Source organism: Pragia fontium (genome assembly GCF_900638655.1).
GTDB classification, from domain to species: Bacteria; Pseudomonadota; Gammaproteobacteria; order Enterobacterales; family Enterobacteriaceae; genus Pragia; species Pragia fontium.
Genome location: NZ_LR134531.1, coordinates 1,841,362 through 1,865,594, shown reverse-complemented (window position 1 = coordinate 1,865,594; position 24,233 = coordinate 1,841,362). Strand labels below are relative to the sequence as shown.

Below are 24,233 nucleotides of genomic sequence, written 5' to 3'. Positions count from 1 at the left end.
ACATTAAGCAATTCGCTTAATTACCTATTAGCCTAGGTATTTTTACTTAGTTATCAAAGAAAGCGGCAGCGTACCATAGGCTTTTATCAATTTTGCCAATGAATTAATCTCTAACTTAGTGAATATATTGGCACGGTGAGCTTCAACCGTTCGGGGAGAAAGATCCAAATATTTAGCGATTTCTTTGTTCGACTGTCCTCCCATAATCAAGCGAAGAACGTCATTTTCACGGATTGAAAGCGTATTGAGCTTGGCGGTTAAATCAGCATTTTTTTCCCGATGCTCCCCTAAAATACGCTGCTGTTCCATAGCCGCCCCCACTGTCTCAATCAACAAATCTGCATCGATGGGTTTGGTGAGAAATTCAAATGCCCCATTTTTAAAAGCTCGACGACACAAGTCGATGTTGCCATGCCCGGTCATAATAATCACCGGTATTTCCAGCCCATACTGTTGGCACTCTTCCAACAAGGTCATCCCGGTTTTTCCTGGCATTCGGATATCCAGTAACAGGCAGCCCGCTAAAGTGCTTAATTCCCCCATTTGCTGTTGGAAATCCAGTACGCTGCTATACGTTTCAGTTTGCCAGCCAACGGTACCTAATAATGCGCTAAGCGAGCAACGAATGGCCTCATCGTCGTCAATTAGATAAATACGCTGTTCCATTAATCAAACCTCATGCGGATTAAGAGGAAGCCATACGGTAAAGCGCGCTCCCTGCCCCTCAATATTCTCTACTTTGATATGACCATTGAGACGCTGTACTAAGGTCTCCGTTAGCGTCATTCCCAAGCCTAACCCATCCACTCGGGTGGTATAAAAAGGCATAAATACTTCCTGTAGTGCCTGTTCGGAGAGTCCCGAGCCTCCATCTGTTATCGTTAGCGTAATGCCTGTACCTGATTGCCAGGCATTGACCTCTACCCAGCCGGAAGCCATTGATAGTTGAGCTTGAATAGCATTGGTTAAGATATTATGCAGAATTTGCTCAACCCCGATAGGGTCAGCCAGTAACTCAGGTAACGTTTCGGACATCCGATTCACAACCGTGATTTTTCCACTCCGCAGCTCTTTCTCCAACAGCATAACTACCCGTAACCAAATCTGATGAAGCTGAACCGGCTGTAACGCCGCCTCATCATGGGTCAACTTTTGCCGCAGCTGTTGCAATAAGGCGTTAATCCGTTTGATCTGTACCACGCTGGCATCAAGTAATGGCGGTACGCCCTGAGTCTGCTGTTGCTGAATTAAGCGTACAGCGGCCTCGTTATAGCTTAACGCTGCCGTTAACGGTTGATTAAGCTCATGGATAATCCCGGCTGTAATTTCTCCCATGGCATTTAAACGGGTTAATTCAGAAAAATGAGCACGTAAGTTGGCAATATCATGCTGATGTTTATTGGCTCGATATTTATTAATAAAATAAACCATAACCGCCCAAAACAATGAGGATATCAAGATCATTAGCCAAGGTAAGTCCCCCCAATTAGGGTTATTCCCGACGGATAAATTAAACGGTTGTGATTGACTGACTAACGTTTTATTCCATTGCCAATAAGCATTTGATTTGTCAGCGCCCTTTTCGATCAGGGGAACGCCATCCCAGCTTAAACTGACCTGCTGAAAATACTGAGTTTGTGGCAAGTCGGCGATGAGCGTATTAATATCAATGAGTAACGAAAAACGCGGTGCGTTCAGCCAATAAGTGCCATGACCAGCAGGTGCCAGCGTCTTCTCCGGCCGAATGTCTGAATGTTGCTGCCAGCGTAAAATCTGTGGAAACTGCTGCTGGATCCATTCAAAACTGCTGGAGGCTGACATCAGAGAAAGAATAGCATCATGCTGAGAGAGTTTTACCGCGATATCACGATAAAGAATGCGGAATTCCGCGCTTTGTTCTTCATACTGTTGTTGCAAAGCATAGATACCCCATCCGCAGCCTGAGATAATTGATAAAACTAGCCAGATGACGATCTTCTGCATAATGATTCCATGTAATCATTGAATTGATGTGAATATATCGCCTAACGTTCCCGCTATTCTTGGTACTAAACCGTACGACGCCCCTCTTTTAAAGCCGCCACTATAGCAGTAGAAAACTCAGCTAACCGAGTTTCTCATGTCAGAAAAAGGAAAAATAATTCAGTATCAGACTAAAGCTAAAAATCCGATCCGGCAATATTAAGCGCTATACTGCTTCTTATTTTTTCTTATCTCACGACGTTAAGGAAAGTTTATGGCCAATTTATCCTCTGCCTTTGTCATTCTAAATGGTAAAGGGGCTAATCACCCCGATGTTCGTATGGCTATCAAACACTATAGAAAAAAGGGATACCCGCTGGAAGTCAGAGTGACCTGGGAATATGGTGATGTTGCCCGCTACGTTAATGAAGCTTGCAATTGTGGCTCATCGCTGATTATTGCCGGAGGCGGCGATGGCACAGTGAATGAGGTTGCCAGCGCGATCGCTAGCCTAAAACAAGCGATAAAACCCCGTCTGGCTATTTTACCCTTGGGAACTGCAAATGACTTCGCCACCTCCTGTCATATTCCGCTGAAGCCAATATCCGCATTAGAACTGGCACTAACGACGACCGCAATCCCCATTGATATCGCGGTGGTGAATGAACGACATTTCTTTATTAATATGGCCACCGGTGGATTTGGCACTAAAATCACCACGGAGACGCCAGCAAAGCTAAAAGCGGCTCTGGGTGGTTTTTCCTATCTGCTACACGGTATTGCTCAAGCAAACACATTAAAACCGGAGAGTTGTACAATCACGTCAGATGATTTCAACTGGAGCGGCGAAGCGCTGGTAATTGGTATTGGCAATGGCCGCCAGGCTGGAGGCGGTCACGCTATCTGCCCCGAAGCAAAAATTAACGATGGTCGATTACAGCTAACCATCTTAATGAATGATGAATCTTTACCAGCCCTGCTATCCAGCCTGATTGACGGTAAGAACAGTAACCACATTATTGAAAAATCACTCTCTCATCTGAATATTTCATCTTCACAGGAGATGATACTCAATCTGGATGGCGAACCACTAAAGGGCAACAGCTTTGCCATTAAAATCCTTCCCTCAGCGATTCTCTGCCATCTACCTGAAAACTGCCCGTTATTGACACAATAAGATTATTTGGTGACATCGTCACGTAATCGAGCCAACACTAACTTAAAGCACTCATCAACCAAAGGCGTTGATGAGCTTTGTGTGGCCCGCATTAGAGCAATTGACCGATTCATCTGAGGCTGTTGCAACGTTAAAACCACCAATTCAGGATCGCACAGCGTGGTGGTATACAGTCGGGGTAAAATCGCCACCGCCAGCTTAGAACGCACTAACCCGTATAGCGTCTCCAAAAAATCCACGTGGTAGTAAGCCTTTAGCGGCAAGCGATGGGTTTCCGCCATAGAGGCAACCATTCTGCTGATGTTTCCTTTGGAAAATAAGGCAATATGACGCGCTACCAGCATACGCCAGGGAATATGCTGTGACTCAGCTAACGGATCGTCCTTACGAGTAATCGCCACAAATTCATCTTCCAATAACGGATAAATTTCAAGCGTGCCGGGAACGCTACTATCCAAGGCCCCGATACCAAAATCCAATGCCCCAGATTCCAGCCCGGTTAACAACCCATCATTGGTCCGATCGTGGAACTCAACCCGCAACGTTGGAAACTGCTCGGCAATCAGCTCCGGAATCGAGGGGAAAATTAATGAACTCACTGAAGGTACCAACCCTATCTTGACCGTTCCATCACCACCCTCGACCACAATACGCTGAATATCATCAAATGCGCTATGGGCAATATTCAGCAGTCGCTCTGCATGGGGAAGTATCGCCACCCCTAATTCCGTTAATGTAAGCGCCTGAGCCGTACGGTGAACCACCTTCCCACCCAGCACAGTTTCAATATGACGAATGGCGCTGCTTAACGCCGGTTGGCTAATCGCCAACTGATTAGCCGTATCGGTAAAATGGCGCAGCGAAGCCAGCGTAACGAAATATTGAATTTGTTTTAGTGATAAAGCCGGCAAACGACGCCAGGGTTCAGCCATAGTAACAACCTCGGATAATAAGCCGATAAAAGATAATCATGGTTTAGAAAAAGGAAAACGTTTGCTTTACTATAATTTTTAGTTATAGCCCTATAAATTTATTCACCTGTGCAAACGCTGCCAACCCCCCTACATTACCAGAATACTGCGATTACAGGATGCTTTATGTGTACTTCAAACACCCCTAAACAAACACCAGTTCGCCGCCGAGCGGTCAATGCAGCACTGGGACAGGCTCCTTTTGATCTACTACTGATTAACGGTCAAATTGTCGATATGGTAACCGGAGAAATCCGTCAGGTCGATGTGGGAATCGTCGACCATCTGATTGCCAGCGTTCATCCGCGCGGACAGTTTTCTCAGGCTGAGCAGATTCACGATCTGAACAATCAATTTCTCAGCCCCGGACTGATTGATACCCATGTTCATCTGGAAAGCTCTCACCTTCCAGCCGATCGCTACGCTGAAATCGTAGTTGCTCAAGGTACCACCACCGTATTTTGGGATCCCCATGAATTAGCCAATGTACTCGGCCTCGACGGTGTGCGTTATGCTATTGAGTCCAGCCGAGATCTGCCGTTACGTGTCATCTGTGCAGCACCATCCAGCGTTCCGTCTACGCCAGGACTGGAAATGTCTGGGGCTGATTTTCGCGGTGACGAAATGAACACCATGCTGAGCTGGCCTGAAGTCGCTGGTGTGGCCGAAGTAATGGATATGCACGGCGTTCTGCACGGCAGCGATCGAATGATCGAGATTCTGGAAGCCGGTTTAGCCAGCGGTAAAATTATTGAAGGCCATGCCCGCGGACTCAGCGGTGAACGATTACAGGCCTATCTGGCCGCCGGGGTCACCTCCGATCATGAGTTAACTTCCGCCGCTGACGCACTGGAAAAACTCAGAGCCGGTTTAACGTTAGAAATTCGGGGTTCCCACCCTTACCTGCTACCAGAAATTGTTGAAGCCCTAAAAAGCCTGCCTCATTTATCTTCACAAATAGTTCTGTGTACCGATGATGTTTCACCAGACATGCTATTAGAAAATGGTGGCATCCTTCAGTTAGTTCGCCTACTGGTCAGCCATGGCTTGCCGGTTACCGATACATTAAGGATGGCGACGCTCAACGGTGCAATTCGACTACAGCGTCCTGATTTAGGCTTAATTGCTGCCGGAAGAACCGCTGATTTAGTGGTTTTTGACAGTTTAGAGACGCTGGAACCCAAGGCCGTCTATGTGCAAGGTAAACACGTTGCAGCAGAACGACGCATGTTGGTACCGGTAAAGGCCAATGCGAGCGTATCAGCACCGCGAGATACTATCCGTTTAACGCCTCGTTGCCAGCAGGACTTTGAGTTAAGCATTCCTAATGTAACTCATGGTAAAGCCCGCTTAAGAATCATTAAAGGTGCCCGTTTTACTCAATGGAGCGAAATCACCGTTGATGTCAGAAACGGTATCGCCGTTCTGCCCGCAGGCTATAGCATGATCTATGTTCAGCATCGTCATGGTAAACACCAGTTAGCGGGACAACTTGCCATTCTGGAAGATTGGGGAGAAATGAAAGGCGCGATTGCGACTACCTATTCTCACGACTCCCACAATTTAGTGGTTATCGGTCGTACCCCAGACGATATGATGTTAGCGGCCAATACCTTAATTGCCAGCGGCGGTGGTATGGTGCTGACGCAAAACGGCAGCATTCTGTCCCATGTTGCCATGCCTATCGCCGGTATGCTCTCGGATGCCGAACCGGCCATCTTAGCCAGAGACTTTAAAGCCCTGCGCGATCTCAGTGCTCAGGTAGCTGAATGGCAACCACCTTATCGGGTATTTAAAGCGATTGAAGGTACCTGTTTGGCCTGCAACGCCGGACCTCATTTGACCGATCTTGGCTTAACCGATGGTTCAACTCGCGAAATTGTTGAACCACTGATTGAGGCATGGTCAACGGAAACTGATTAATCCTGTACTGAAATAACGATAACAGCATGAATTAATGCTGACATAACAAACTCTTTGAATCATAGGTAAAGCATGTCACACACAACAAAGGATGGAATATTGCAGCGCGTTTTTAAACTCAACGAGCGCAATACCAATGTTAAAACTGAAACGCTGGCAGGGATCACCGGATTTCTGGCCGCCGCTTATTTATTAGTGGTTATTCCTGGCTTACTGGCTGCCGGTGGTATGGATAAAGGTGCGGTCACCACTGGTACCATCTTGGTTTTTGTTTTCAGTTCATTATTAATGGCTTTTTACGGTAACCTACCGTTTATCGTCGGACCTGGTATCGGTGGTTCGGTATTAGTCGGCATTACCTTAGCCAGTAATGACGGGATTGGCTGGCAAATTGGTCTGGGAATAGCCTGCTGGTCAGGCGTATTATTCTTTGTGCTCACGGTTTTTGGCTTGCGGGAGGTGGTAACCCGCTCGGTTCCACAGTCAATCAAGCTGGGACTAACCGCTTCAATCGGCCTGTTTGTCGCCGTGCTTGGCTTCCGTAATGCGGGTTTGGTTCTGGCTAATGCCAAGAACAATTCCTTCATGCTGGGTGATTTTACCTCTCCTGGTGCTTTGATTGCCCTACTCGGCTTGATGATTGCTATTGGTCTACAGGCTCGTCGTTTTCCCGGCGCTATATTATGGGCGATTCTGATTGCGACCCTTGTGGGTATTCCATTTGGCGTCACCAAAGTACCCGAAAACATCTTTGCGATGCCACATTCTCTGGAGCCGGTATTAGGCCACGTTGATTTAATCGGTGCGTTAAATATTGCTTTCCTGCCCTATCTGTTTGTGTTTTTCGCTTCTGAGTTTTTCTCCACCATGGGAACCACGCTGGCAGTAGGCGGTAAAGCTGGATTATTAGATGAACACGGCAATATGAAACATATAAACCGTCCGTTTATCGTTGACTCCATTGCTGCAGCACTGGGTCCCGTGGTTGGTATTCCCGCGGCGACTGCGTTAATTGAGTCATCCGCCAGTGCCGAAGCCGGTGGTAAAACTGGTCTTACCGCACTGGCTGCCGCGGTCATGTTTTTACTGATGTTACTGTTTACCCCTATTGCACTGATGATTCCTAAAGAAGCCACCGCTCCGGCATTGATTCTTATCGGCCTGAGTATGTTCAGCGGCTTACGTAAAGTCGATCTGGATAATTTCACCGAAGGGTTACCGGTGTTGATGATGGTGATGATCACGCTGATTGCCAACAGTTTTGGTACAGGTATTGCCGGCGGCCTACTGTTCTATATCGTGATTAAGTTGGTTGCTGGTAAATGGCGGGAAATTCCATTCAGCCTGTATATTTTGGCGGTTCCATTAGCTTATTACTTCACCACGTTGGTAAAACACTAACGATAAAAAAACGGGCGCTAAATTAGCGCCCGTTTTATCTGATTCAATAAAGCTGATTATTTCGCGTCAGCCAAATCCTTCGGCATTCCACCCTGCATATTCTGCCAAATTGCGCCGCTGGCTTTACCATAGTGGCGAACACAATCCATCACCTGATCGTGCAGCTTATCCTGACAAATATCAGAAAGCTTGCGATAGAAATTAATCGCCAACTGACGGGCTTCTGGATTAGAGAAATAATAGCGTCCAACGCGCATGTACAACCCTCTAATCCCATTGAGAATCAAACCATAAATCGGGTTTCCGGAAGCAAACGCCAAACCGCGAAAAATATTATAGTCGAGCTCAGTAAAGGTTTCTGAACCCTCATCAAACTTTTCAGCCTGAGCTAACACTTCCTGCGCTTTTTCTGGATTTTGACGAACTGCCGCACGAATAAAGATCGAAGCGATATTCGTTCTAACGGCCAACAGGTTATCAATAAGCTGCGGCACGCTATCGTGATCCAATCGAGCCAACGTTTCTAGCAGGCTTAGGCTGGAAGTTTCCCAAAAGTTATTCACTTTAGTAGGCTTGCCGTGCTGAATGGTTAACCAGCCATCACGAGCTAAACGTTGTAATACTTCGCGTAAAGTTGTACGGGTTACCCCAATTAATTCAGATAGTTCCCGTTCTGCAGGAAGGATAGAGCCAGGAGGAAAACGATTATTCCAAATACTCTCTATCAAATACTCTTCCGCAAATCCTGCCGGACTCTGCGCCTTGATCACCATAAAAGTGTTATTCCATTAGGGTACATAAATAATTATTCATTGCGCGCATCATATCAGATGCGTCTGGTTGGTTATAGCATCAAGCCATATTGATTAGAGGAAACTGTGGTTTATGTTGCAAAAATAACGAATTTCTAGCGTTAAAAGTTTTTCTTAATCAAATTAATAAACAGTAGAACAAGAATTTTAGCGCAAATAGGTCAAATCTGGCTCAGAAAATGCATTTCAAAGATGGCATAGCGATAAAACTAGTTTAAACTAATCAACACTGGCGATCGCTGATACATATTAAAGTGAATGAATCATGTTACGTTTTTTAAATAGCTGTTCAAAAGGAAGAAGTGCTTGGCTGCTACTCGCTCTGAGCGTCATTGTATTAGAATCTATTGCCCTTTATTTCCAGCACGTCATGCTACTAAAACCCTGCGTACTCTGCATTTATGAACGCTGTGCGTTGTTTGGTATTCTTGGCGCTGCATTAATTGGCCTTATCTCTCCATCTTCAACGCTGCTTCGTTATGCCGCTTTAGGGCTCTGGTTATACAGCACCATTGAAGGTCTGATGCTGACGTGGAAACATACCATGATCCAGCTTTACCCTTCTCCAGCGAATATTTGCGATATTTTCGTAAACTTTCCAACCTGGCTACCCCTTGATAAGTGGATGCCGGCGGTGTTTATGGCCAATGGTGACTGCTCAGAAAAACAGTGGGCGTTTTTATCATTAGAAATGCCGCAGTGGTTGCTGATTATTTTCGCCATCAATCTGGTGCTGGTTTTACTGGTTATTATTGCTCAGTTTGTAAAACCTAAAAGACGCTTCTTCTCTTAATAAGAGATGATTACCTAAATAAAAACGGCATCTTTAAGATGCCGTTTTTATTTGCCGAATTTACCCACCACTATTTTATTCACACGCTTTTTACTGTTCAGTGCGGTAAATAAAGAATCCATGGTTATTGGTGTCTTCCCCTTATATCAGGGATTGGTAGCTCATCGTCTTTACTGGTGGGGTATGGGGTTAAGCGCGACTTAACAAAAAAAAATTTTCATTATTATTATTAATTTGTTGATACACCAATCATATGTAATTGTGGCTTGTGCAGCGTCCATAACTTCTCTGCATCCATTAATATAATAAAAACTCGTTATACCAAGATGTTATCCCCCGCCAGTCGGGGGTATTTTTTATCCTGTTATTCACTCCCTCATCTTATTAGTGCTACATAACCACTTTAGTTCTGATGACTTTCCCCTGCCAACGCTAAACTTGCTCAAACAATAATTTTGATATTGTTTATCAAATTATATGACTTACCTTTCGTTATCAGAACAATTACATTGAGGTCTCTATTGATGAGTACCATTGAAAAGGAGTTTTTCTTGAAACATATCATTGCTATATGCGCCCTGCTTTCTCTCTCTTTTGCTTCACACGCCAAAATTGTGAATAACAATAATCCTGAAGGATTTAAAGCATTCAAAATGGACTACGCTGAAATGACCGATATTGCTAATCCCAATAAACTAGCATGGCGTGTTTTTTACGATAAACCCTCTACCGGTAAAGATCACCTATGGTTTGATGCGGTGAAACAAGGGGATTTAGACACAGTTAAAGCGATGCTGGCGGCCGGACAAGATATCGAAGCAAAAGATACCGGCAGCCTCGATCAAACTGCGTTGGGCTGGGCCGCCTTTATCGGTTATGACGATATGGTGGACTATCTGATTGCTCAGAAAGCCAACCTATGGGCCACCGATAAAGGTGACGTCTATAACACGTTAAAATCTGCTGTATTGGGGAAAAATACCAAAGTGGTAGAAAAGATTTATACCCTGCTAAAAGACCAAGTTAATATTAACGATCAAACGTTAGAAGACGATGGTGAAACGCTGGTTATGGTTGCTGCCAGCAATAACCGCATTGAAACGGTAAAATACCTGATCGGTATCGGCGCTAACGTGAATATCTCAACCACCACACAAGATAAAAGCTTAAATTCTTATGACCAAAGCCCATTAACTTATGCTTGTAAGCGTGATTTAAAAGAGATGCAGCAGCTATTAATTGCTCATGGTGCTGTTAACCATCGAACTAAATTAGCGGCCTGTGACTAATATGAAGTGAACAAGATAGAGACTCGAGTTACATTTATTTGATTTTTTATTCACTGTGTGCAGCTATCACTCAATAATTTAACTCATGAGATACAATAGTTAGGCTAACTAGTAAATATGACAGTTACAACGCTTTAGCTATTTCGTTAATATTAACTCGCTATAAATTGTTGCGTTCTATTATGTATTAGTTCTTTTGCCCTGCCTCTGTGGGGCTTTTTTGTGCCTGAAAAAGTAATGGAAAGGAAATACATACCTATATCATGGTTAATTGAACGCAAGTTTCATACTACTCTCTAGATATGTTAGAACATTATCCTTTTATAGTATTCATACTCGGATACTCTTGCTATCAACCCACTTAAATCAATCAGTACAGCTAAAATGTAGAAGATAATTCCCATAGCTAGATTCAAAAATATACTCATCATATAAAGAACCGTACCAGATTGGTGGAGCCGTAATGAGCCTATAAACTTTAAAATTATCCATTATCTCAAAGAGCATGTCATAAAAGCCGTTCATTATGGACATTCGGGTATTCTTATGTAGACTGTCAAGATCCTCATGCTCAAAAAACCAACGTCCCGCAGTTACTTCTACGTCATCAAAGTTCACTATTTCAAGATTTGGATGCCAATACTCAGGCGGGAATGATTCCGTTAATGATTTGTGATATTTATTAATTGAATCAAGTAGCGACTTACCATCTTCTAGCTTGACTATGTAATAATCGGAAACTCGATCGCAGTCATGATTGATTAACTCAAGTAGATGTAAGTATCCGTTTATTTTCTCAACATATTTATCCATGATTTCTTTTACACATATCTATAGAGCAGTATATGAAACGTAGAATGAGATTTAGCAAAATAGTACTAATTTTCACTGACACGAATAGAGCATACATCAATCCAAACAATCTACCGCATTTATGAAAAATAGATGAGGGAATGCCCCCGATACCCCGACAATAAATGGATAATTAATAGGTTTATAAACTCAATTAATTATCTAGCCCAACCGGGCTTATTCAATATATGGTCCTGCCAGTCAACCACTTCGCTTTCCGGTACCGCTATATGGCGAACCGTGATTCTGGCAGCATGCATCGCTGATTTAGAACCCACCAGCAACGGATGCCATTCAGGTAATGACTGACCTTCTGCTATCAAACGATAAGCACAGGTTGGTGGTAGCCAGCTAAAGGTCGGTAAATTATCTCTGGTCAGCTTTATACAATCCTCTTCCAGTTCGAAGCGGCGATCGTAATTACGGCACTGACAGCTTTTAATATTCAGCTGATCGCAGGCAACGTTAGTGAAATAGATTTCATCGGTATCTTCATCCATCAGCTTATTCAGACAACACTGACCACACCCATCACACAGCGACTCCCATTCATCATCGGTCATTTCAGATAAAGTTTTTTGCTGCCAAAAAGGGGTCTGACTCATTACGCTATTCCACTCATTACTATAAAAAACAAGGCCTATCTAAAATCAAACGCCTGTAACAGTGAGGTTACAGGCGTCAACGATAATAGATGATATAAATTGATTATAACACGCGACTGCTAATTTCTTTACCATTAAGGGAAACGGTGAAACGATCGCCATGTTCTATCGGCCCTACGCCGGATGGTGTACCAGTTAAAATGATATCTCCCGGCCGCAACGTAAAGAACCGACTCATATAGGCGATCAACGGTAAAATTGGCGTGATCATCTCTTTCGTATTGCCGCTTTGACGGATTTCATCGTTAATGGTTAGCGATAAAGTGGCCTGTTGAGCATCCCCAAACTGCCCTACCGGAATAAAACCCGATATCGGGCAAGCGCCATCAAATGCCTTGGCTTTTTCCCATGGTTCGCCCGCTTTTTTGCATTCGGCTTGTAAATCACGCAGCGTTAAATCGATGGCAATACCGTAGCCTACAATGGCGTTTGCCACTCGGCCTTCATCCGCATTCTTTAACGGCAGACCGATCAAAACCGCCAGTTCAACCTCATAGTGAACTGAGCCAAACCCGTCAGGAATGGCGATTGGCTGAGTAATATCACAAAGCGAAGTTTCAGGTTTGATGAATAATAACGGCTGTTTTGGCGCATTATCCCCCATCTCTTTAATATGATCAGAATAATTCTTACCTACGCAGACAACTTTACTTACCGGTAACTCTAATAAGTCACCCTGCCAGTCCCGATGTTGATACATATGTTTACTACTCCTTCACATAACCATGATCTGGTTCAGTCGGTTTACGGACTTATTATTTACCCGGCAGCGATGCAACGCTAACCTGATATTATCGTCCAACTATGATCTCAACATCATATCACTGTACCAATAATGAAAACTTAGATTCACCGCTTAGTTTTGTATAACTTTATCCGCTAATGTGCCAATACTAATGGCAAAATAGGTAGAACGATTCCAATGCATGATGGTGCGGAAGTTATTAAACACCAAAAAGGTTCTGCCCTCAGCGTCATCAGGCTGAATAATCCATGCTCGCTGACCGGTAGGAACTTTCTTCGATAGTTTAATCCCTAACGTCTTCCATTCCCCAACCGTCTTGGATTTTTCATCTTCCAACCCAATCCACTCACGATTAAACTTTTTCGAAATGCGAACTTCCTGACCCCAACTCTCTTTATTATTCCACCCTTCAGTGGCTAAATAGTTGGCCGTTGAAGCAAACACATCATCCAAATTATTCCAGATATCAATCCGACCATCGCCATCACCGTCCATGCCATAGGTAATAAAGGATGTTGGCATAAACTGGCATTGCCCCATAGCGCCAGCCCACGAGCCTTTAAGTTGATCGGCGGTGATATGCTTCTGCTGCAAAATTTGTAGGGCAGCCATCAGTTGTTTTGTGAAGAACGCTTCTCTACGTCCCTCAAAAGCCAACGTTGACATGGCTGAAATAATATCCTCTTTCCCCTGCATCTTGCCGAAGTTACTTTCCATTCCCCATAGAGCAACAATATAGTTAGCCGGAACCCCGGATCGTTCACTGGCTCGACTTAGCTTATCCTGGTTAGCATGGTACATCTGACGAGCTCTTTGCACCTTTTTATGAGGGAGAACCCGTCGTAGGTAATCGTCCAACGTTATCTTTTTCTCTAACTGATTCTGATCGGACTGGATCACCCGATTGAGAAAATAAACATTGGCAAACGCCTGATCAATTGTTTGCTGGTCAATACCTTGCGCCAGAGCTTTAGCTTTTAATTTTTCGATATAAGCAGGAAACTGGGATTCGTCATTAGGCACAACGTCTATCACCGGAACTGGCGCTACCGGCAATTCGGTCAAAACAGTTTCAGCTCCGATAACGTTACCAGAACCCCCAACCAACACCGCTGCGCCCATTAACCAAGCCATTATTGATAATTTCACTACGTCCATCCTGAAGCATATTTACTTTAAAAAGTTAAACGGCAATATCTATATTTACCCCACGCATTAATCTTCTGTTGACCAACCATATTCTTCAGGTTGTTGCAGCAAACTCTCTATCGGCGGTGGCACCTGTAAATAAAAGCCCTTCTCGGTTAAATCCTGCTTCACCCGTACGATATCCGCTGATGCCAGACGCTCTCGGCTATCGAGCGACAGCGTCATCACAAAAATCGGTTTACCAAAATTAGCCATTAACTCTTCTGGTACTTTGGAGAAATCATCCTGCTTTTCTATATAAATATAGGTCTGATCGCGCTTATTACTTCGATAAATTGCACACAACATATGTCATTACGCTCTAATTAATTTATTCATTGACTTGCCTAGATATGCCGCTAACTATAACATGCAGTATCCGTTCGTGTATTTTACAATATTGAACTTTAAAGCAGTGCTTTGACGTTAGTTAGAGCCAAAATTGAGTCAGGATAGATGTCACAATCGCCAATTGAATTAAAAGGCAGTAGTTTTACTCTGTCAGTTGTTCATTTAAATCATTCAGAACCTGAAGTTATTCGTGAAGCTTTAACCGAAAAAGTAAAGCAGGCACCGGCGTTTTTACAAAACGCCCCAGTGGTTCTGAACGTTGCTACTCTACCTTCCGATGCTGATTGGTTACAAATCCAACGCGCCGTATCGGATGCAGGTTTACGTGTGGTTGGCGTAAGTGGTTTTCAGAATGACGAGCAAAAGCTTTCCATTCAATTGGCTGGCTTACCGTTATTGACGGAAGGAAAAGCGCCGAAATCACCAAAATCTGCGCCTATTGTGGCACCGCCGCCAGTCGTGAAAACACGAATTATCAGTACGCCTATCCGTACCGGTCAGCAGATTTATGCCCGCGATTGCGACCTCATCGTCACCAGCCATGTTAGTGCCGGTGCCGAGCTGATTGCCGACGGTAATATTCATGTCTATGGCATGATGCGCGGTCGTGCCCTTGCTGGAGCCAGCGGTGACGCTAGTTGTCAGGTATTTTGTACCCAGCTTGCAGCTGAATTGGTATCAATTGCCGGTCAATATTGGTTAAGTGACCGGATACCAGCTACATTTTATGAGCACAGCGCCCGTCTGTTTTTGAAAGATAATATTTTAACCATTGAATCATTAAATTAAGCCTTTTTTACAAGGAACACGCTATGGCACGTATTATTGTTGTTACTTCCGGTAAGGGAGGCGTTGGTAAGACTACCTCCAGCGCTGCCATTGCTACTGGTTTAGCACAAAGAGGTAAAAAGACCGTTGTTATCGATTTCGATATCGGTTTACGTAATCTTGATCTGATCATGGGCTGTGAGCGCCGTGTCGTTTATGATTTTGTAAACGTTATTCAAGGTGATGCCACGCTAAATCAAGCACTGATCAAAGATAAACGTACAGATAACCTCTATATTCTGCCTGCGTCTCAAACCCGTGACAAAGATGCGCTAACCAAAGAAGGCGTCGCCAAAGTACTCGAAGATTTAAACGAGATGGGATACGACTTTGTTGTCTGTGACTCTCCTGCTGGTATTGAGAGTGGCGCCCTGATGGCGCTTTACTTTGCTGATGAAGCCATTATTACCACTAACCCTGAAGTTTCATCGGTTCGCGACTCTGACCGTATTCTTGGCATTCTGGCTTCCAAGTCCAGACGCGCAGAAAATGGCGAAGATCCGATCAGAGAACATCTGTTGGTAACGCGTTATAACCCTGGCCGCGTAACTCGTGGTGATATGTTAAGCGTAGAAGACGTGGTCGAGATTCTACGTATTCCATTGGTTGGTGTGATTCCTGAAAGTCCATCGGTTTTACGGGCATCTAACCAAGGTGAACCGGTCATTCTTGATACCGAATCCGATGCAGGCGTAGCCTATTCCGATACCATCGATCGCCTTCTTGGCGAAGAGAAACCATTCCGCTTCCTAACGGAAGAAAAGAAAGGTTTATTAAAGCGACTGTTCGGGGGATAACGCATCATGGCACTGTTAGATTTCTTTCTGTCCCGCAAAAAGGCAACAGCCAATATTGCCAAGGAGCGGCTGCAAATTATCGTTGCCGAACGCCGTCGCGGAGACAGCGAACCTCACTATTTGCCACAACTGAAAAGAGATATTCTTGAAGTTATCTGCAAATATGTACAAATCGATCCTGAAATGGTCAGCGTTCAGTTGGAGCAAAAAGGAGATGATATCTCCGTGTTAGAACTTAACGTTACCCTGCCGGAAAATGAAGAGCCGCCGAAGCGCTAAATAACCGCTTCCTGGTAAAAGTAACGGCAGTCTGGTCCCCGGTAACAGTAAATATTTTTACTGTTACCGGAAATCGGGATAAAACAGAACAATAACAAATCAGAATCCACCAACCTCGTCCGACAAATACCCCCCATACCTATAAATAACACGCACAGAAACCTGCCGATAAATATCAGCAGGCAGAATATAACGCGTGGGAAACAGTATTTTTTATCGTTGGCGATATTAAAAATTATTCAACAATCAATTTGATTTGGCTTTTCTGGCTATCATTTCAATTTCTACTTCGGCCCCCAAAGGCAAGCCCAGTACTGCGATGCAGGTTCGAGCTGGATAAGGCGCAGAAAAATATTTTTTATATTCTTCATTCATTTCTGAGAAATTTTCCATATCCGTCAGATAAACGTTAACCTTTACAACATCGCTCTCACTCAAGCCAGCCGCTTTAAGCAACGCCAATAAATTTTTAAAACATTGAGCCGTTTGCTTTTGAATGTCATCTGCATAAGCAACGCCTGCTTCAGAATTCATGGCCGTTTGCCCGGCAAAATAGACCAACTCTCCAGCGTCAACAGCATTGGAATAAGGCCCCGAGGCAACAATTTCTGGCGAATCGTAGACAATTCTTGGCATACTCTATACTCCTTATCGGATTAACTTGATCAATGGTAAACTTCAGTCTAACCGATAGTGGCATAAGGGCCGTAGCAAGACTATTAGTATTATTTTACTAATCAAGCATAAATATGTAATACCAATGTATCTTAAACGTTACTTCTTAGATTATTTATCATTAAATCTTCCACTTCACATAACTATAAAATGTTAGGCAATTAAATGAATGAGACATCATTCAGCTTAATAATATAAAAACATTTTTTTGTTAAAAAATTATTTTCGTTTTTTTGATGCTGTTCAAAAAAGTGATATTAATTCCTCGTATATTTTTATTTGTTTATTTATAAATAAAAGAGACTCATCAAAGTAAAAACAAGGAAAACTTTTCTCCTCATTGCCATACCTTAGCCCCTTTTACCATCGGGTCAGGGGCAATGGTTTGCTGTCGCTAAGTCAGCGTGGCTTCTAGCCCCAGGAGAATGACTGACCTCTAACTACCAGCGATTTAATATGATTGATTTTTAATACGAATAGTCGACTGATAAATATTTTAAACCTTTACGTAATCAGCAAATTAAATGAATCAGGGATGTTTAAATGCTCAATAAAAATTTTCAGCCACCATTAGAAAATAATATTCATATCAACAATACTAGCAATAATGAACAATTGCTAAATGTTGCTTTTCATTTTTCTCCTGTCGGCTTACTCGTCGTTGCTAAAATAAGAACAATCAGTTTTTACAATAAAGCCTTCGCTGATATGTTTGGCTATGAGTCTGATGAACTTATCGATCGATCATTAGATTGCTTATACCCTTCTCTTACGGAATTCGAGCATACCGGCAATCGAGCCGCAGCAGTTATGCGTGAAACAGGTTTGTACAGTGATGAGCGCATCATGCGCCATAAAACAGGACGTTTATTTTGGTGTTATGCCTCAGGGCAGGCAATCGACAAAGCCGATCCACTCCAATCTGCCACTTGGGTTTTTCAAGACATATCATTACGTCGGCCAGTGTCCAGAGAATTGACTGTACGTGAACGTGAAGTTGCTCAATTTCTCGTGCTGGGTCAATCCAGCAAAGAAATTGGCAGGCAACTTGGTATCAGTCAACGCACGGTAGAAGCGCATAAAGAAAGGTTAATGCAGAAGCTGTCCGCGAAATCTACGGGCGAACTTGTCGCCAAGCTTATTGGTCGATATCTTTAACGCCGTGATATCCCCCACATATCACAATCAGAGCTGGAATACGCCTATTCCAAGTCATTTTGTACCGGTAAACCATCCAGAATATAGAGATGTGTATACGCAGAACGAAATCTATACGTTATGATTTCTTGATATTCTTGTGAGTAATAAAAATCTTTAGCGACGTTAACAGAGCTAAACTCCAGTATAATAACGCGCGGCACATTTCTTCCGCCCTCAAGAACCTCTGGCACATTAGTGGAAACTAAAAATCGTGCCTCATACTTTTTCAAAATTGGCTCAACTCGGCTCATGTAATCTTTATAAAAAACCTCAGAATCAAGCACCCTCAACTCAGCAAAAAGATATCCTCGTTTAATCATAACTCTCCCTATGCATAGATATGATGCAAAAATATGTAGTCAACCTTCAAATACCGATCGCATTATTAAATGAAGAAAGCCTTCTGCCTCATCAGCTATTGATTACAGAAGGCGTACATCCGACAGGATTATGCAAATTTGCCGATACCCTCCGGCGGATTACAGGGAACGGTTTCCATTTTCGCGGGTACCGACATTTCAAATAACTCCAGATCCTCAGAGATGGCCGTTTCGTTATGTTTTAGACCGGGTGGAATAAAGAGCGACTCGCCAGCACCCACTCGAATAGTCCTTCCGTCTTCGAACTGAAGATCAATCCAGCCTCGCAGGGTATAGATAAAATGAACATCGCAGATGTGGTAATGCCATCCCGTTTGCTGCATGACGCCTGTTGCCATTGTCACTTGAGCTCTTACCTGCCCCTCCGTAGCATCTGTCAGACCAAGCTCTCGATACTTAAAAAATGCCCGGCGCCCAGGTACGAAAGGTGCTGTCTCAGGTGTAGCATAAGTCAGTTTTTTGAGTAGTTCCGCTGGGGACTTCGGTTGCAGTGATGAATTCGAAGAATCTAGACTACTTTTCATTGTATTCCTCCGGTTTACATAAATATGACTATCTGGTTGATGGCGTGTAAATCCCCCCATCATCGGACGATGATCAACACCTCGGTACAACTCGCTTTTATGATTTATAAAGCGTTCTTGATTAAATGGCATGGCTATAACCTCATACCCATCCAGTTATGTAATAAACCGCGATGACAACAAACACCGCAATCGTTTTAATTATCGTGATACCAAAGATCTCTTTATATGACTGTCGGTGAGTAAGTCCTGTGACAGCCAGCATGGTAATAACGCCACCATTGTGAGGAAGCGTATCCATTCCACCACTTGCCATAGCAACAACCCGGTGCAAAACGTCTAGTGGTATCTGCGCTGCTTGCGTAGCAAGAATAAATTGGTCGCCCATTGCCGCTAATGCAATGCTGAGTCCCCCGGAAGCGGAACCGGTCACCGCCGCCAGCGTAGTCACCGATACTGCCGCATTCACCAACGGATCGGGAATGTATTGTAATGCACTGCCCACCATCAGAAATCCTGGCAACACGGCAATCACACTGCCGAAACCATATTCAGATGCAGTATTCAATGCCGCCATCGATGCGCCTGAAATCGCTGTTTTAGAACCGGCAGTAAAACGTTTACTCACTGGTTTATAAGCCGTCAGAATGACAAACAGAATCCCGCACAGCAGCGCCCCCTCGACGGCCCAGATGGCTGAGACGCTGGCGATTGACCCCGTTATTGGCGTATGAATACCCCGTAAAACCTCATTGGTAACGTTATAAGAGTTGCCATACCATTGCGGTATGAAAACCGTTAATAAATAATTCACCACACCAACTAATAACAGCGGTGCTATTGCTAACAACGGATGGGGTAATTTAGAAACCTCAACTTTCTCTGGTTCATTGTCGTTATTCTTGCCATAACCTTCGCCGGTTTTTATTGCCGTGCGTCGTCGTATTTCAAGATAAACCAATCCTGTGGTTAAAACGAAAAGAGAGCCCGCTATGCCCAGTACTGGCGCGGCTAACGATGTCGTATTAAAAAAGGTGGTGGGAATGATATTTTGGATTTGTGGCGTACCAGGCAATGCATCCATGGTAAAAGAGAACGACCCCAGAGCGAGTGCGCCCGGCATGAGTCGCTTTGGGATATTACTTTGCCGATAAAGTTCTGCGGCAAATGGATAGACCGTAAAAACGACAACAAAGACCGAAACACCACCGTAAGTCATCAGCGCACACGCAGCGACGATAATGATATTGGCTCTTGATAGTCCAAAAGATCGAATAACCGCAGCGACAATCGCCGACGAAAAACCCGATATTTCAATAACCTTGCCAAACAGCGCCCCCAAAACGAATACCGGAAGATATAACTTCATAAAAGTCATCATCTTCTCCATAAAAACGCCAGAGAAGACCGGCACGACAGCGGATGCATCCGTTAATAACACAGCCCCGAGTGCCGCAATGGGCGCGAAAAGTATCACGCTATACCCTCGATAGGCCATAACCATGAGAAATGCTAATGCTGACAACACTATGAATATAGGCATTTTATTATCATCTCTATAACAGACATTTTTTCTCCTCCCGGTTTTGGGCAAGAAATCGATATCCTACTCAGCACGTCTAGCTTATTTTTCCGGTTTTATTGACGCCCCCAGCAAGATAACCGCCATCAACCGGCATAAAGATGCCATTGATATAACGAGCATGATCGGATGCCAGAAAAAGAATGGCATTGGTCATTTCATCCAACGTACCTAACCGTCTGGCTGGAATCATCGAAGTGTAAGCATCGATGGTTTCTGTGGTATAACTTGCTGCGGTCATCGGGGTTAATACCGGGCCTGGAGCTATCGAATTGGCCGTCACGCCATATGGACCTAATTCCATGGCCAGTTGTCTGGTTAAACCCACCATCGCCGCCTTGGATGTCCCATAAGCAATCCGGCCAACCCCAGCCCGCTCCGCACTAACGGAAGCTACATTCACAATGTGTCCAGCGTTTGCCTTAACCATACTTCTTGCCGCCCGCTGAGCGCATATAAATGCCCCTGTGACATTCACCGCCATCACTTGCTGAAATTGTGCCAATGTATAATCAAGAAAAGCATTGATACCAATGATGCCAGCACTGTTTACCAAGACGTTCGTTGTTTCACCGTACCAAGCTTCAGCCTGTGAAAATGCAGCATCTACCGACTCAGCACTCGATACATCAAGTGAAATAGCGATGGCTTTACCACCTTTGCTCGTAATTTCATCCGCGACCTTTTTAGCATGGGTAAAATTAAGATCGGCGATAGCAACACGTGCCCCTTCAATCGCAAATGCTTGACTAACTGCCCCACCGATACCGGATCCGCCGCCAGTTACAAAGACCGTTTTATCGGGAAATCGCATACCGTAATCCTTTTATAAATTTAATGAATTAGCAGGCCGCAGTACTTATCAAATGATGAAAGTGGCACCCAGTGAGCATTTAACGGCCGAGATGTAACAAGGAAATAATTAACAATTAATTTTCTTTTCATTAACAATGCTTCGCTAATATCAGTCAGAAATCATGCCGTTTCTAGTCGTAAAATTACCTAATCAAATTGAGTTTCAGCGTGTGATAAAAATCCCGCCTATTGATATATAAAATGCCGATATGGAATGAATGCCTCCAATCGGAGGTGATGGTCGTTAAAAACGGAAAATTTCAAGCTGAAGTAACAAGTTGAGATGAAACGTTCTTATTAGACGATTTGAGTTTTACGAGAGGATTAACACGAAGCTTATAAACAATAAAAGTGAGCCATTAAATTCAGCCGCTTTGAACATGACCACCAAATAGTTAGCATCAATCTCAACGCGCTAACTATTTGGTGAAAGAAAAGAAAACAAATAACCCCTGCATTATTGACACCTAGATAACGTTCACCACTTCAGAATCACGCTTATCTAGGCATCATCTTTCTTCGCGTTATCCGTATAATTCGCCGCAATCTCCGCAGGAAGATTTTGCACCACCAGATTCTGTGGACTGGAGAGTTGCACCCCGGCAACCCGCAAACGCTTAAGAATATCAAACAACAAATCACTTTTGGTACGGCTAACAATACGCGGACTGCTGACGTATCCCGTTACGCTTAGCGTGATACCATCAGGCGTGAGCTGACTAAACGAAACTGACGGTGCGGGCATATCTTGAATGGATTCATGCTGGGTATACGCCTCCAGGAGAATATCCCTGACCTGCTCAGGATCGATATCCAACGGAAAGATCAACGGAATGGTTGCAACCCCTTGGGCATTGCCCATCGTAACGTTACGCACATTCTGAGAAATCAGTTGAGAGTTAGGTACAATCACCGTTGATTTATCGCTGAGCTGAATTTCAGTCGCCCTGACGTTAATACGGCGAATATCCCCTTCAACGCCACTTATACTGACTAAATCACCAACTTTTACCGGTCGTTCTGTTAATAAGATCAGGCCAGAAATAAAGTTCTTCACGATTTCTTGTAGGCCAAAACCAATACCGACGGATAATGCACTGACAATCCAGGCCAATTTATTCCACTCTATGCCCAATACGGACAAGGTAACCAGAATAACTAACACATAACCGATATTACTGAATAGCGTTACCAACGACATTCGCATGCCGGAGTCCATGGCAGTTTTCGGCAGGAACTTGGTATTCAACCAGCGTCGTGCCGTACGCAGAATGTATAGGCCAACCACTAAACAAATAACGGCATTCATCAAATTAGCCGGTACGATATTAATCTTGCCGAGACTATCGCTGCCCATAATTTCGATAACTTTATCGACAATCGTCATCGGCGTCGTTGAGCCATAGGTACCGTTAAACAAGGCAATAATTGCCAACAGTACCAGGATGGTTCTGCCAATAGCAGAAAACAGGATACTGGCCTGTTCTAAATAGCGACCATCCAGATTAAACGCTTGTTTAATCCATTTACCGCTGGCGTGGTGTTCAGAAAACAAGCTCTCACACAGATCGCCGGTTAGCTTAGTCGTTAAATACAGGCAGGATAATACAATGCTGAACCACACCACTTCATAGGTAAGAAAGCGGGCTAATGGAATATAACCGATCATTAATGCCAGTAATATCACCACCGAAACCACTGTAGCAGAGAGATAAATCAAACCCACAATGGTAGAACGAGATTCCACGGTCTCGTCCTGAGCCCTCAGTTTTTTACGTGCTTTATTAACCCGTAATGTGGCTGAGCCAAGCAATAGTCCAATTAACAACGAGGCAATACCGTTGCCGAAAATCGCCGTAGAGACGCTGCTACCGACTACGGAATTCATCTGCTCAATGGTACCAAAAAGCATCAATAAAATAGCCATTGCCGCTGGATAGCGACGAAGTGCATGAGCTAAAGGATCCGGCAGGTGCATCAGGCGCCATGATGGTCGTTGAATTGATAATAGCGCCCTGCCCAAACCCACAATCAAGGCTGAGAAAATGGTCAATCCCAGTAGCGCATCAACAAACCCTTGCATCAACGGCGTAAGCTGATAGTTACGGGCAAACACCAAATACATCAGGTTAGCGCCACCATAGATGGTCACCACCGTTCCCACTACCATGGCACAAGCCAGAAAACTGCGGCGTAGCCTGCCATCGGGAAATACCCGGGCACTGATCCACACCAATACATTTTCCATTAACCGTCGACTACAGAGCCAGATAGCAATAGAAAGTAGCGCCAGACTTAAGGAACCCCAAAAAACATCCGATTCCCAAGCGGCAGACCAGGTATCTTTCAGTTGTTGCCAAAAATCGTCAAATTTAAGCTGATCCTCCGGCAGAGGACTAAAAATAGGCGACCAAAAGCGAGAACTTAATATGCTACCCGCATCCAATGCCAGTTGAGTCTTCAAGGCATTCCGGCGTAACTCAATGATCTGTTTGGAAAGGTTAGCCGCATTACTCTTTAGCGTTTGAGCATAGTCCAGATTCTTCTCAATCTTCGCTTTCTCATTATTAAGGCTGTTACGTTTTTTGCTCACTTCAGCAGATTCGTCCAGCGCTCCCGGTTCGGGCGCTGGGCCAACTACCTCTAACTGAGTTTTTATCTGCGCCAAATTAGGTAATAAAATGGTGGTATATTCATCCGCCTTATTAGCTAACTCCGCTGCCTGATTATTTAATGCGCTAAGCTGACTATCTTTAGAAGCAGCAGAAACCTGCTGCTTTATCTCATTCAACTGCTGCTGTAGGTCTTCCAAATCGGCCGTCTTAACCGTTTTGTTCTCTTCAACGGCCGTTGTGGTGTCACTGTTCTTCCCAACAGTATTAGATTTATTGACCGCCATGCTTGCGGATGACCAACCAATAAGCAACATGGAAAAACAAAGTAGTAAGGTCCGTGAAAATTTGCGCATAATAAGTACAACCTCA

The 24,233-nt window shown here is 44.1% G+C and carries 24 protein-coding genes; 9 read left to right on the top strand and 15 right to left on the bottom strand.

The window, feature by feature from the left end:
• Positions 1-42: 42 nt before the first annotated feature.
• A complete protein-coding gene (locus EL341_RS08085; RefSeq protein ID WP_126467540.1) occupies positions 43-666 on the bottom strand; it encodes a response regulator transcription factor in 624 nt (207 codons plus the stop codon).
• 3 nt (positions 667-669) lie between these two features.
• Positions 670-1,983, bottom strand: a complete 1,314-nt coding sequence (locus EL341_RS08080; protein WP_126467538.1) for a sensor histidine kinase — start codon at positions 1,981-1,983, stop codon at positions 670-672.
• 253 nt (positions 1,984-2,236) lie between these two features.
• Here EL341_RS08080 and yegS point away from each other — a divergent pair, with 253 nt between their 5' ends.
• Entirely contained in the window at positions 2,237-3,139 is a 903-nt protein-coding gene (yegS, locus tag EL341_RS08075; RefSeq protein ID WP_047780914.1) for a lipid kinase YegS, read from the top strand.
• Positions 3,140-3,141: 2 nt separating this feature from the next.
• On the opposite strand, the gene EL341_RS08070 is transcribed toward yegS, so the two are convergent.
• A complete protein-coding gene (locus tag EL341_RS08070) occupies positions 3,142-4,071 on the bottom strand; it encodes a LysR family transcriptional regulator (protein ID WP_074823019.1) in 930 nt (309 codons plus the stop codon).
• A gap of 165 nt (positions 4,072-4,236) precedes the next feature.
• Between EL341_RS08070 and EL341_RS08065 the strand changes: the two genes are divergently transcribed.
• Complete coding sequence (locus EL341_RS08065) at positions 4,237-6,033, top strand: adenine deaminase (RefSeq protein ID WP_074823024.1); 1,797 nt, start codon at positions 4,237-4,239, stop codon at positions 6,031-6,033.
• A 72-nt stretch (positions 6,034-6,105) separates the two neighbouring features.
• Complete coding sequence (locus EL341_RS08060) at positions 6,106-7,434, top strand: NCS2 family permease (RefSeq protein ID WP_047780911.1); 1,329 nt, start codon at positions 6,106-6,108, stop codon at positions 7,432-7,434.
• A gap of 56 nt (positions 7,435-7,490) precedes the next feature.
• Here the strand turns inward: EL341_RS08060 and fadR are convergent, their stop codons facing one another.
• Entirely contained in the window at positions 7,491-8,207 is a 717-nt protein-coding gene (fadR, locus tag EL341_RS08055) for a fatty acid metabolism transcriptional regulator FadR (RefSeq protein WP_047780910.1), read from the bottom strand.
• A gap of 304 nt (positions 8,208-8,511) precedes the next feature.
• Here fadR and dsbB point away from each other — a divergent pair, with 304 nt between their 5' ends.
• Together dsbB and EL341_RS08045 are read left to right on the top strand one after the other, a co-directional pair.
• On the top strand, positions 8,512-9,039 hold the full coding sequence (gene dsbB, locus EL341_RS08050; protein WP_074823027.1) for a disulfide bond formation protein DsbB: 528 nt from the start codon (positions 8,512-8,514) through the stop codon (positions 9,037-9,039).
• A gap of 551 nt (positions 9,040-9,590) precedes the next feature.
• Complete coding sequence (locus EL341_RS08045) at positions 9,591-10,328, top strand: ankyrin repeat domain-containing protein (protein ID WP_074823148.1); 738 nt, start codon at positions 9,591-9,593, stop codon at positions 10,326-10,328.
• A gap of 366 nt (positions 10,329-10,694) precedes the next feature.
• Here the strand turns inward: EL341_RS08045 and EL341_RS08040 are convergent, their stop codons facing one another.
• The 5 genes from EL341_RS08040 to EL341_RS08020 form a co-directional block, all read right to left on the bottom strand.
• Positions 10,695-11,141, bottom strand: coding sequence for a hypothetical protein (locus tag EL341_RS08040; RefSeq protein WP_074823031.1), 447 nt, complete (start codon positions 11,139-11,141; stop codon positions 10,695-10,697).
• A 197-nt stretch (positions 11,142-11,338) separates the two neighbouring features.
• Positions 11,339-11,785, bottom strand: a complete 447-nt coding sequence (locus EL341_RS08035) for a YcgN family cysteine cluster protein (RefSeq protein WP_047780908.1) — start codon at positions 11,783-11,785, stop codon at positions 11,339-11,341.
• A 103-nt stretch (positions 11,786-11,888) separates the two neighbouring features.
• Positions 11,889-12,545, bottom strand: a complete 657-nt coding sequence (locus EL341_RS08030) for a fumarylacetoacetate hydrolase family protein (RefSeq protein WP_047780907.1) — start codon at positions 12,543-12,545, stop codon at positions 11,889-11,891.
• A 156-nt stretch (positions 12,546-12,701) separates the two neighbouring features.
• Positions 12,702-13,739 (bottom strand): lytic murein transglycosylase, encoded by a 1,038-nt coding sequence (locus EL341_RS08025; RefSeq protein ID WP_074823037.1) that lies wholly within the window; start codon positions 13,737-13,739, stop codon positions 12,702-12,704.
• A 66-nt stretch (positions 13,740-13,805) separates the two neighbouring features.
• Positions 13,806-14,087: a YcgL domain-containing protein gene (locus EL341_RS08020; protein ID WP_074823040.1), complete on the bottom strand. Its 282-nt coding sequence runs from the start codon at positions 14,085-14,087 to the stop codon at positions 13,806-13,808.
• 147 nt (positions 14,088-14,234) lie between these two features.
• On the opposite strand from EL341_RS08020, the gene minC reads away from it, so the two are divergent.
• The 3 genes from minC to minE are packed head-to-tail and all read left to right on the top strand — an operon-like array spanning position 14,235 to position 16,033.
• The gene (gene minC / locus EL341_RS08015; RefSeq protein WP_047780905.1) at positions 14,235-14,918 is read left to right on the top strand and encodes a septum site-determining protein MinC; all 684 of its coding nucleotides are present in this window, start codon (positions 14,235-14,237) and stop codon (positions 14,916-14,918) included.
• Between the two features lie 23 nt (positions 14,919-14,941).
• Positions 14,942-15,754, top strand: a complete 813-nt coding sequence (gene minD, locus EL341_RS08010) for a septum site-determining protein MinD (RefSeq protein ID WP_047780904.1) — start codon at positions 14,942-14,944, stop codon at positions 15,752-15,754.
• A gap of 6 nt (positions 15,755-15,760) precedes the next feature.
• On the top strand, positions 15,761-16,033 hold the full coding sequence (gene minE / locus EL341_RS08005) for a cell division topological specificity factor MinE (protein ID WP_074823043.1): 273 nt from the start codon (positions 15,761-15,763) through the stop codon (positions 16,031-16,033).
• Positions 16,034-16,279: 246 nt separating this feature from the next.
• On the opposite strand, the gene EL341_RS08000 is transcribed toward minE, so the two are convergent.
• The gene (locus tag EL341_RS08000; RefSeq protein ID WP_047780902.1) at positions 16,280-16,669 is read right to left on the bottom strand and encodes a RidA family protein; all 390 of its coding nucleotides are present in this window, start codon (positions 16,667-16,669) and stop codon (positions 16,280-16,282) included.
• A 582-nt stretch (positions 16,670-17,251) separates the two neighbouring features.
• Between EL341_RS08000 and EL341_RS07995 the strand changes: the two genes are divergently transcribed.
• A complete protein-coding gene (locus tag EL341_RS07995) occupies positions 17,252-17,866 on the top strand; it encodes a PAS and helix-turn-helix domain-containing protein (protein ID WP_083399679.1) in 615 nt (204 codons plus the stop codon).
• Positions 17,867-17,910: 44 nt separating this feature from the next.
• Here the strand turns inward: EL341_RS07995 and EL341_RS07990 are convergent, their stop codons facing one another.
• The 5 genes from EL341_RS07990 to EL341_RS07970 all read right to left on the bottom strand — a co-directional run bounded on the left by EL341_RS07990 (position 17,911) and on the right by EL341_RS07970 (position 24,217).
• Positions 17,911-18,228, bottom strand: coding sequence for a DUF1330 domain-containing protein (locus EL341_RS07990; protein WP_074823046.1), 318 nt, complete (start codon positions 18,226-18,228; stop codon positions 17,911-17,913).
• A 128-nt stretch (positions 18,229-18,356) separates the two neighbouring features.
• Entirely contained in the window at positions 18,357-18,944 is a 588-nt protein-coding gene (locus EL341_RS07985) for a cupin domain-containing protein (protein WP_083399680.1), read from the bottom strand.
• A gap of 10 nt (positions 18,945-18,954) precedes the next feature.
• Positions 18,955-20,355 (bottom strand): GntP family permease, encoded by a 1,401-nt coding sequence (locus tag EL341_RS07980; protein ID WP_074823050.1) that lies wholly within the window; start codon positions 20,353-20,355, stop codon positions 18,955-18,957.
• A gap of 76 nt (positions 20,356-20,431) precedes the next feature.
• The gene (locus EL341_RS07975) at positions 20,432-21,208 is read right to left on the bottom strand and encodes an SDR family NAD(P)-dependent oxidoreductase (RefSeq protein WP_074823052.1); all 777 of its coding nucleotides are present in this window, start codon (positions 21,206-21,208) and stop codon (positions 20,432-20,434) included.
• A 543-nt stretch (positions 21,209-21,751) separates the two neighbouring features.
• Complete coding sequence (locus EL341_RS07970; protein ID WP_074823057.1) at positions 21,752-24,217, bottom strand: DUF3772 domain-containing protein; 2,466 nt, start codon at positions 24,215-24,217, stop codon at positions 21,752-21,754.
• Positions 24,218-24,233: the final 16 nt, after the last annotated feature.

Excerpts from the sequence above, each read along its gene's own strand:
- EL341_RS08080 (WP_126467538.1), bottom strand. The coding sequence starts at position 1,983 with ATGCAGAAGATCGTCATCTGGCTAGTTTTATCAATTATCTCAGGCTGC.
- minC (WP_047780905.1), top strand. The coding sequence starts at position 14,235 with ATGTCACAATCGCCAATTGAATTAAAAGGCAGTAGTTTTACTCTGTCA.
- EL341_RS07970 (WP_074823057.1), bottom strand. The coding sequence starts at position 24,217 with ATGCGCAAATTTTCACGGACCTTACTACTTTGTTTTTCCATGTTGCTT.
- EL341_RS08040 (WP_074823031.1), bottom strand. The coding sequence starts at position 11,141 with ATGGATAAATATGTTGAGAAAATAAACGGATACTTACATCTACTTGAG.
- EL341_RS08030 (WP_047780907.1), bottom strand. The coding sequence starts at position 12,545 with ATGTATCAACATCGGGACTGGCAGGGTGACTTATTAGAGTTACCGGTA.
- EL341_RS08020 (WP_074823040.1), bottom strand. The coding sequence starts at position 14,087 with ATGTTGTGTGCAATTTATCGAAGTAATAAGCGCGATCAGACCTATATT.
- minE (WP_074823043.1), top strand. The coding sequence starts at position 15,761 with ATGGCACTGTTAGATTTCTTTCTGTCCCGCAAAAAGGCAACAGCCAAT.
- EL341_RS07980 (WP_074823050.1), bottom strand. The coding sequence starts at position 20,355 with ATGCCTATATTCATAGTGTTGTCAGCATTAGCATTTCTCATGGTTATG.
- EL341_RS08000 (WP_047780902.1), bottom strand. The coding sequence starts at position 16,669 with ATGCCAAGAATTGTCTACGATTCGCCAGAAATTGTTGCCTCGGGGCCT.
- EL341_RS08070 (WP_074823019.1), bottom strand. The coding sequence starts at position 4,071 with ATGGCTGAACCCTGGCGTCGTTTGCCGGCTTTATCACTAAAACAAATT.
- minD (WP_047780904.1), top strand. The coding sequence starts at position 14,942 with ATGGCACGTATTATTGTTGTTACTTCCGGTAAGGGAGGCGTTGGTAAG.
- EL341_RS07995 (WP_083399679.1), top strand. The coding sequence starts at position 17,252 with ATGCTCAATAAAAATTTTCAGCCACCATTAGAAAATAATATTCATATC.
- EL341_RS07990 (WP_074823046.1), bottom strand. The coding sequence starts at position 18,228 with ATGATTAAACGAGGATATCTTTTTGCTGAGTTGAGGGTGCTTGATTCT.
- EL341_RS08085 (WP_126467540.1), bottom strand. The coding sequence starts at position 666 with ATGGAACAGCGTATTTATCTAATTGACGACGATGAGGCCATTCGTTGC.
- dsbB (WP_074823027.1), top strand. The coding sequence starts at position 8,512 with ATGTTACGTTTTTTAAATAGCTGTTCAAAAGGAAGAAGTGCTTGGCTG.
- EL341_RS07975 (WP_074823052.1), bottom strand. The coding sequence starts at position 21,208 with ATGCGATTTCCCGATAAAACGGTCTTTGTAACTGGCGGCGGATCCGGT.
- fadR (WP_047780910.1), bottom strand. The coding sequence starts at position 8,207 with ATGGTGATCAAGGCGCAGAGTCCGGCAGGATTTGCGGAAGAGTATTTG.
- yegS (WP_047780914.1), top strand. The coding sequence starts at position 2,237 with ATGGCCAATTTATCCTCTGCCTTTGTCATTCTAAATGGTAAAGGGGCT.
- EL341_RS08065 (WP_074823024.1), top strand. The coding sequence starts at position 4,237 with ATGTGTACTTCAAACACCCCTAAACAAACACCAGTTCGCCGCCGAGCG.
- EL341_RS07985 (WP_083399680.1), bottom strand. The coding sequence starts at position 18,944 with ATGCCATTTAATCAAGAACGCTTTATAAATCATAAAAGCGAGTTGTAC.
- EL341_RS08060 (WP_047780911.1), top strand. The coding sequence starts at position 6,106 with ATGTCACACACAACAAAGGATGGAATATTGCAGCGCGTTTTTAAACTC.
- EL341_RS08035 (WP_047780908.1), bottom strand. The coding sequence starts at position 11,785 with ATGAGTCAGACCCCTTTTTGGCAGCAAAAAACTTTATCTGAAATGACC.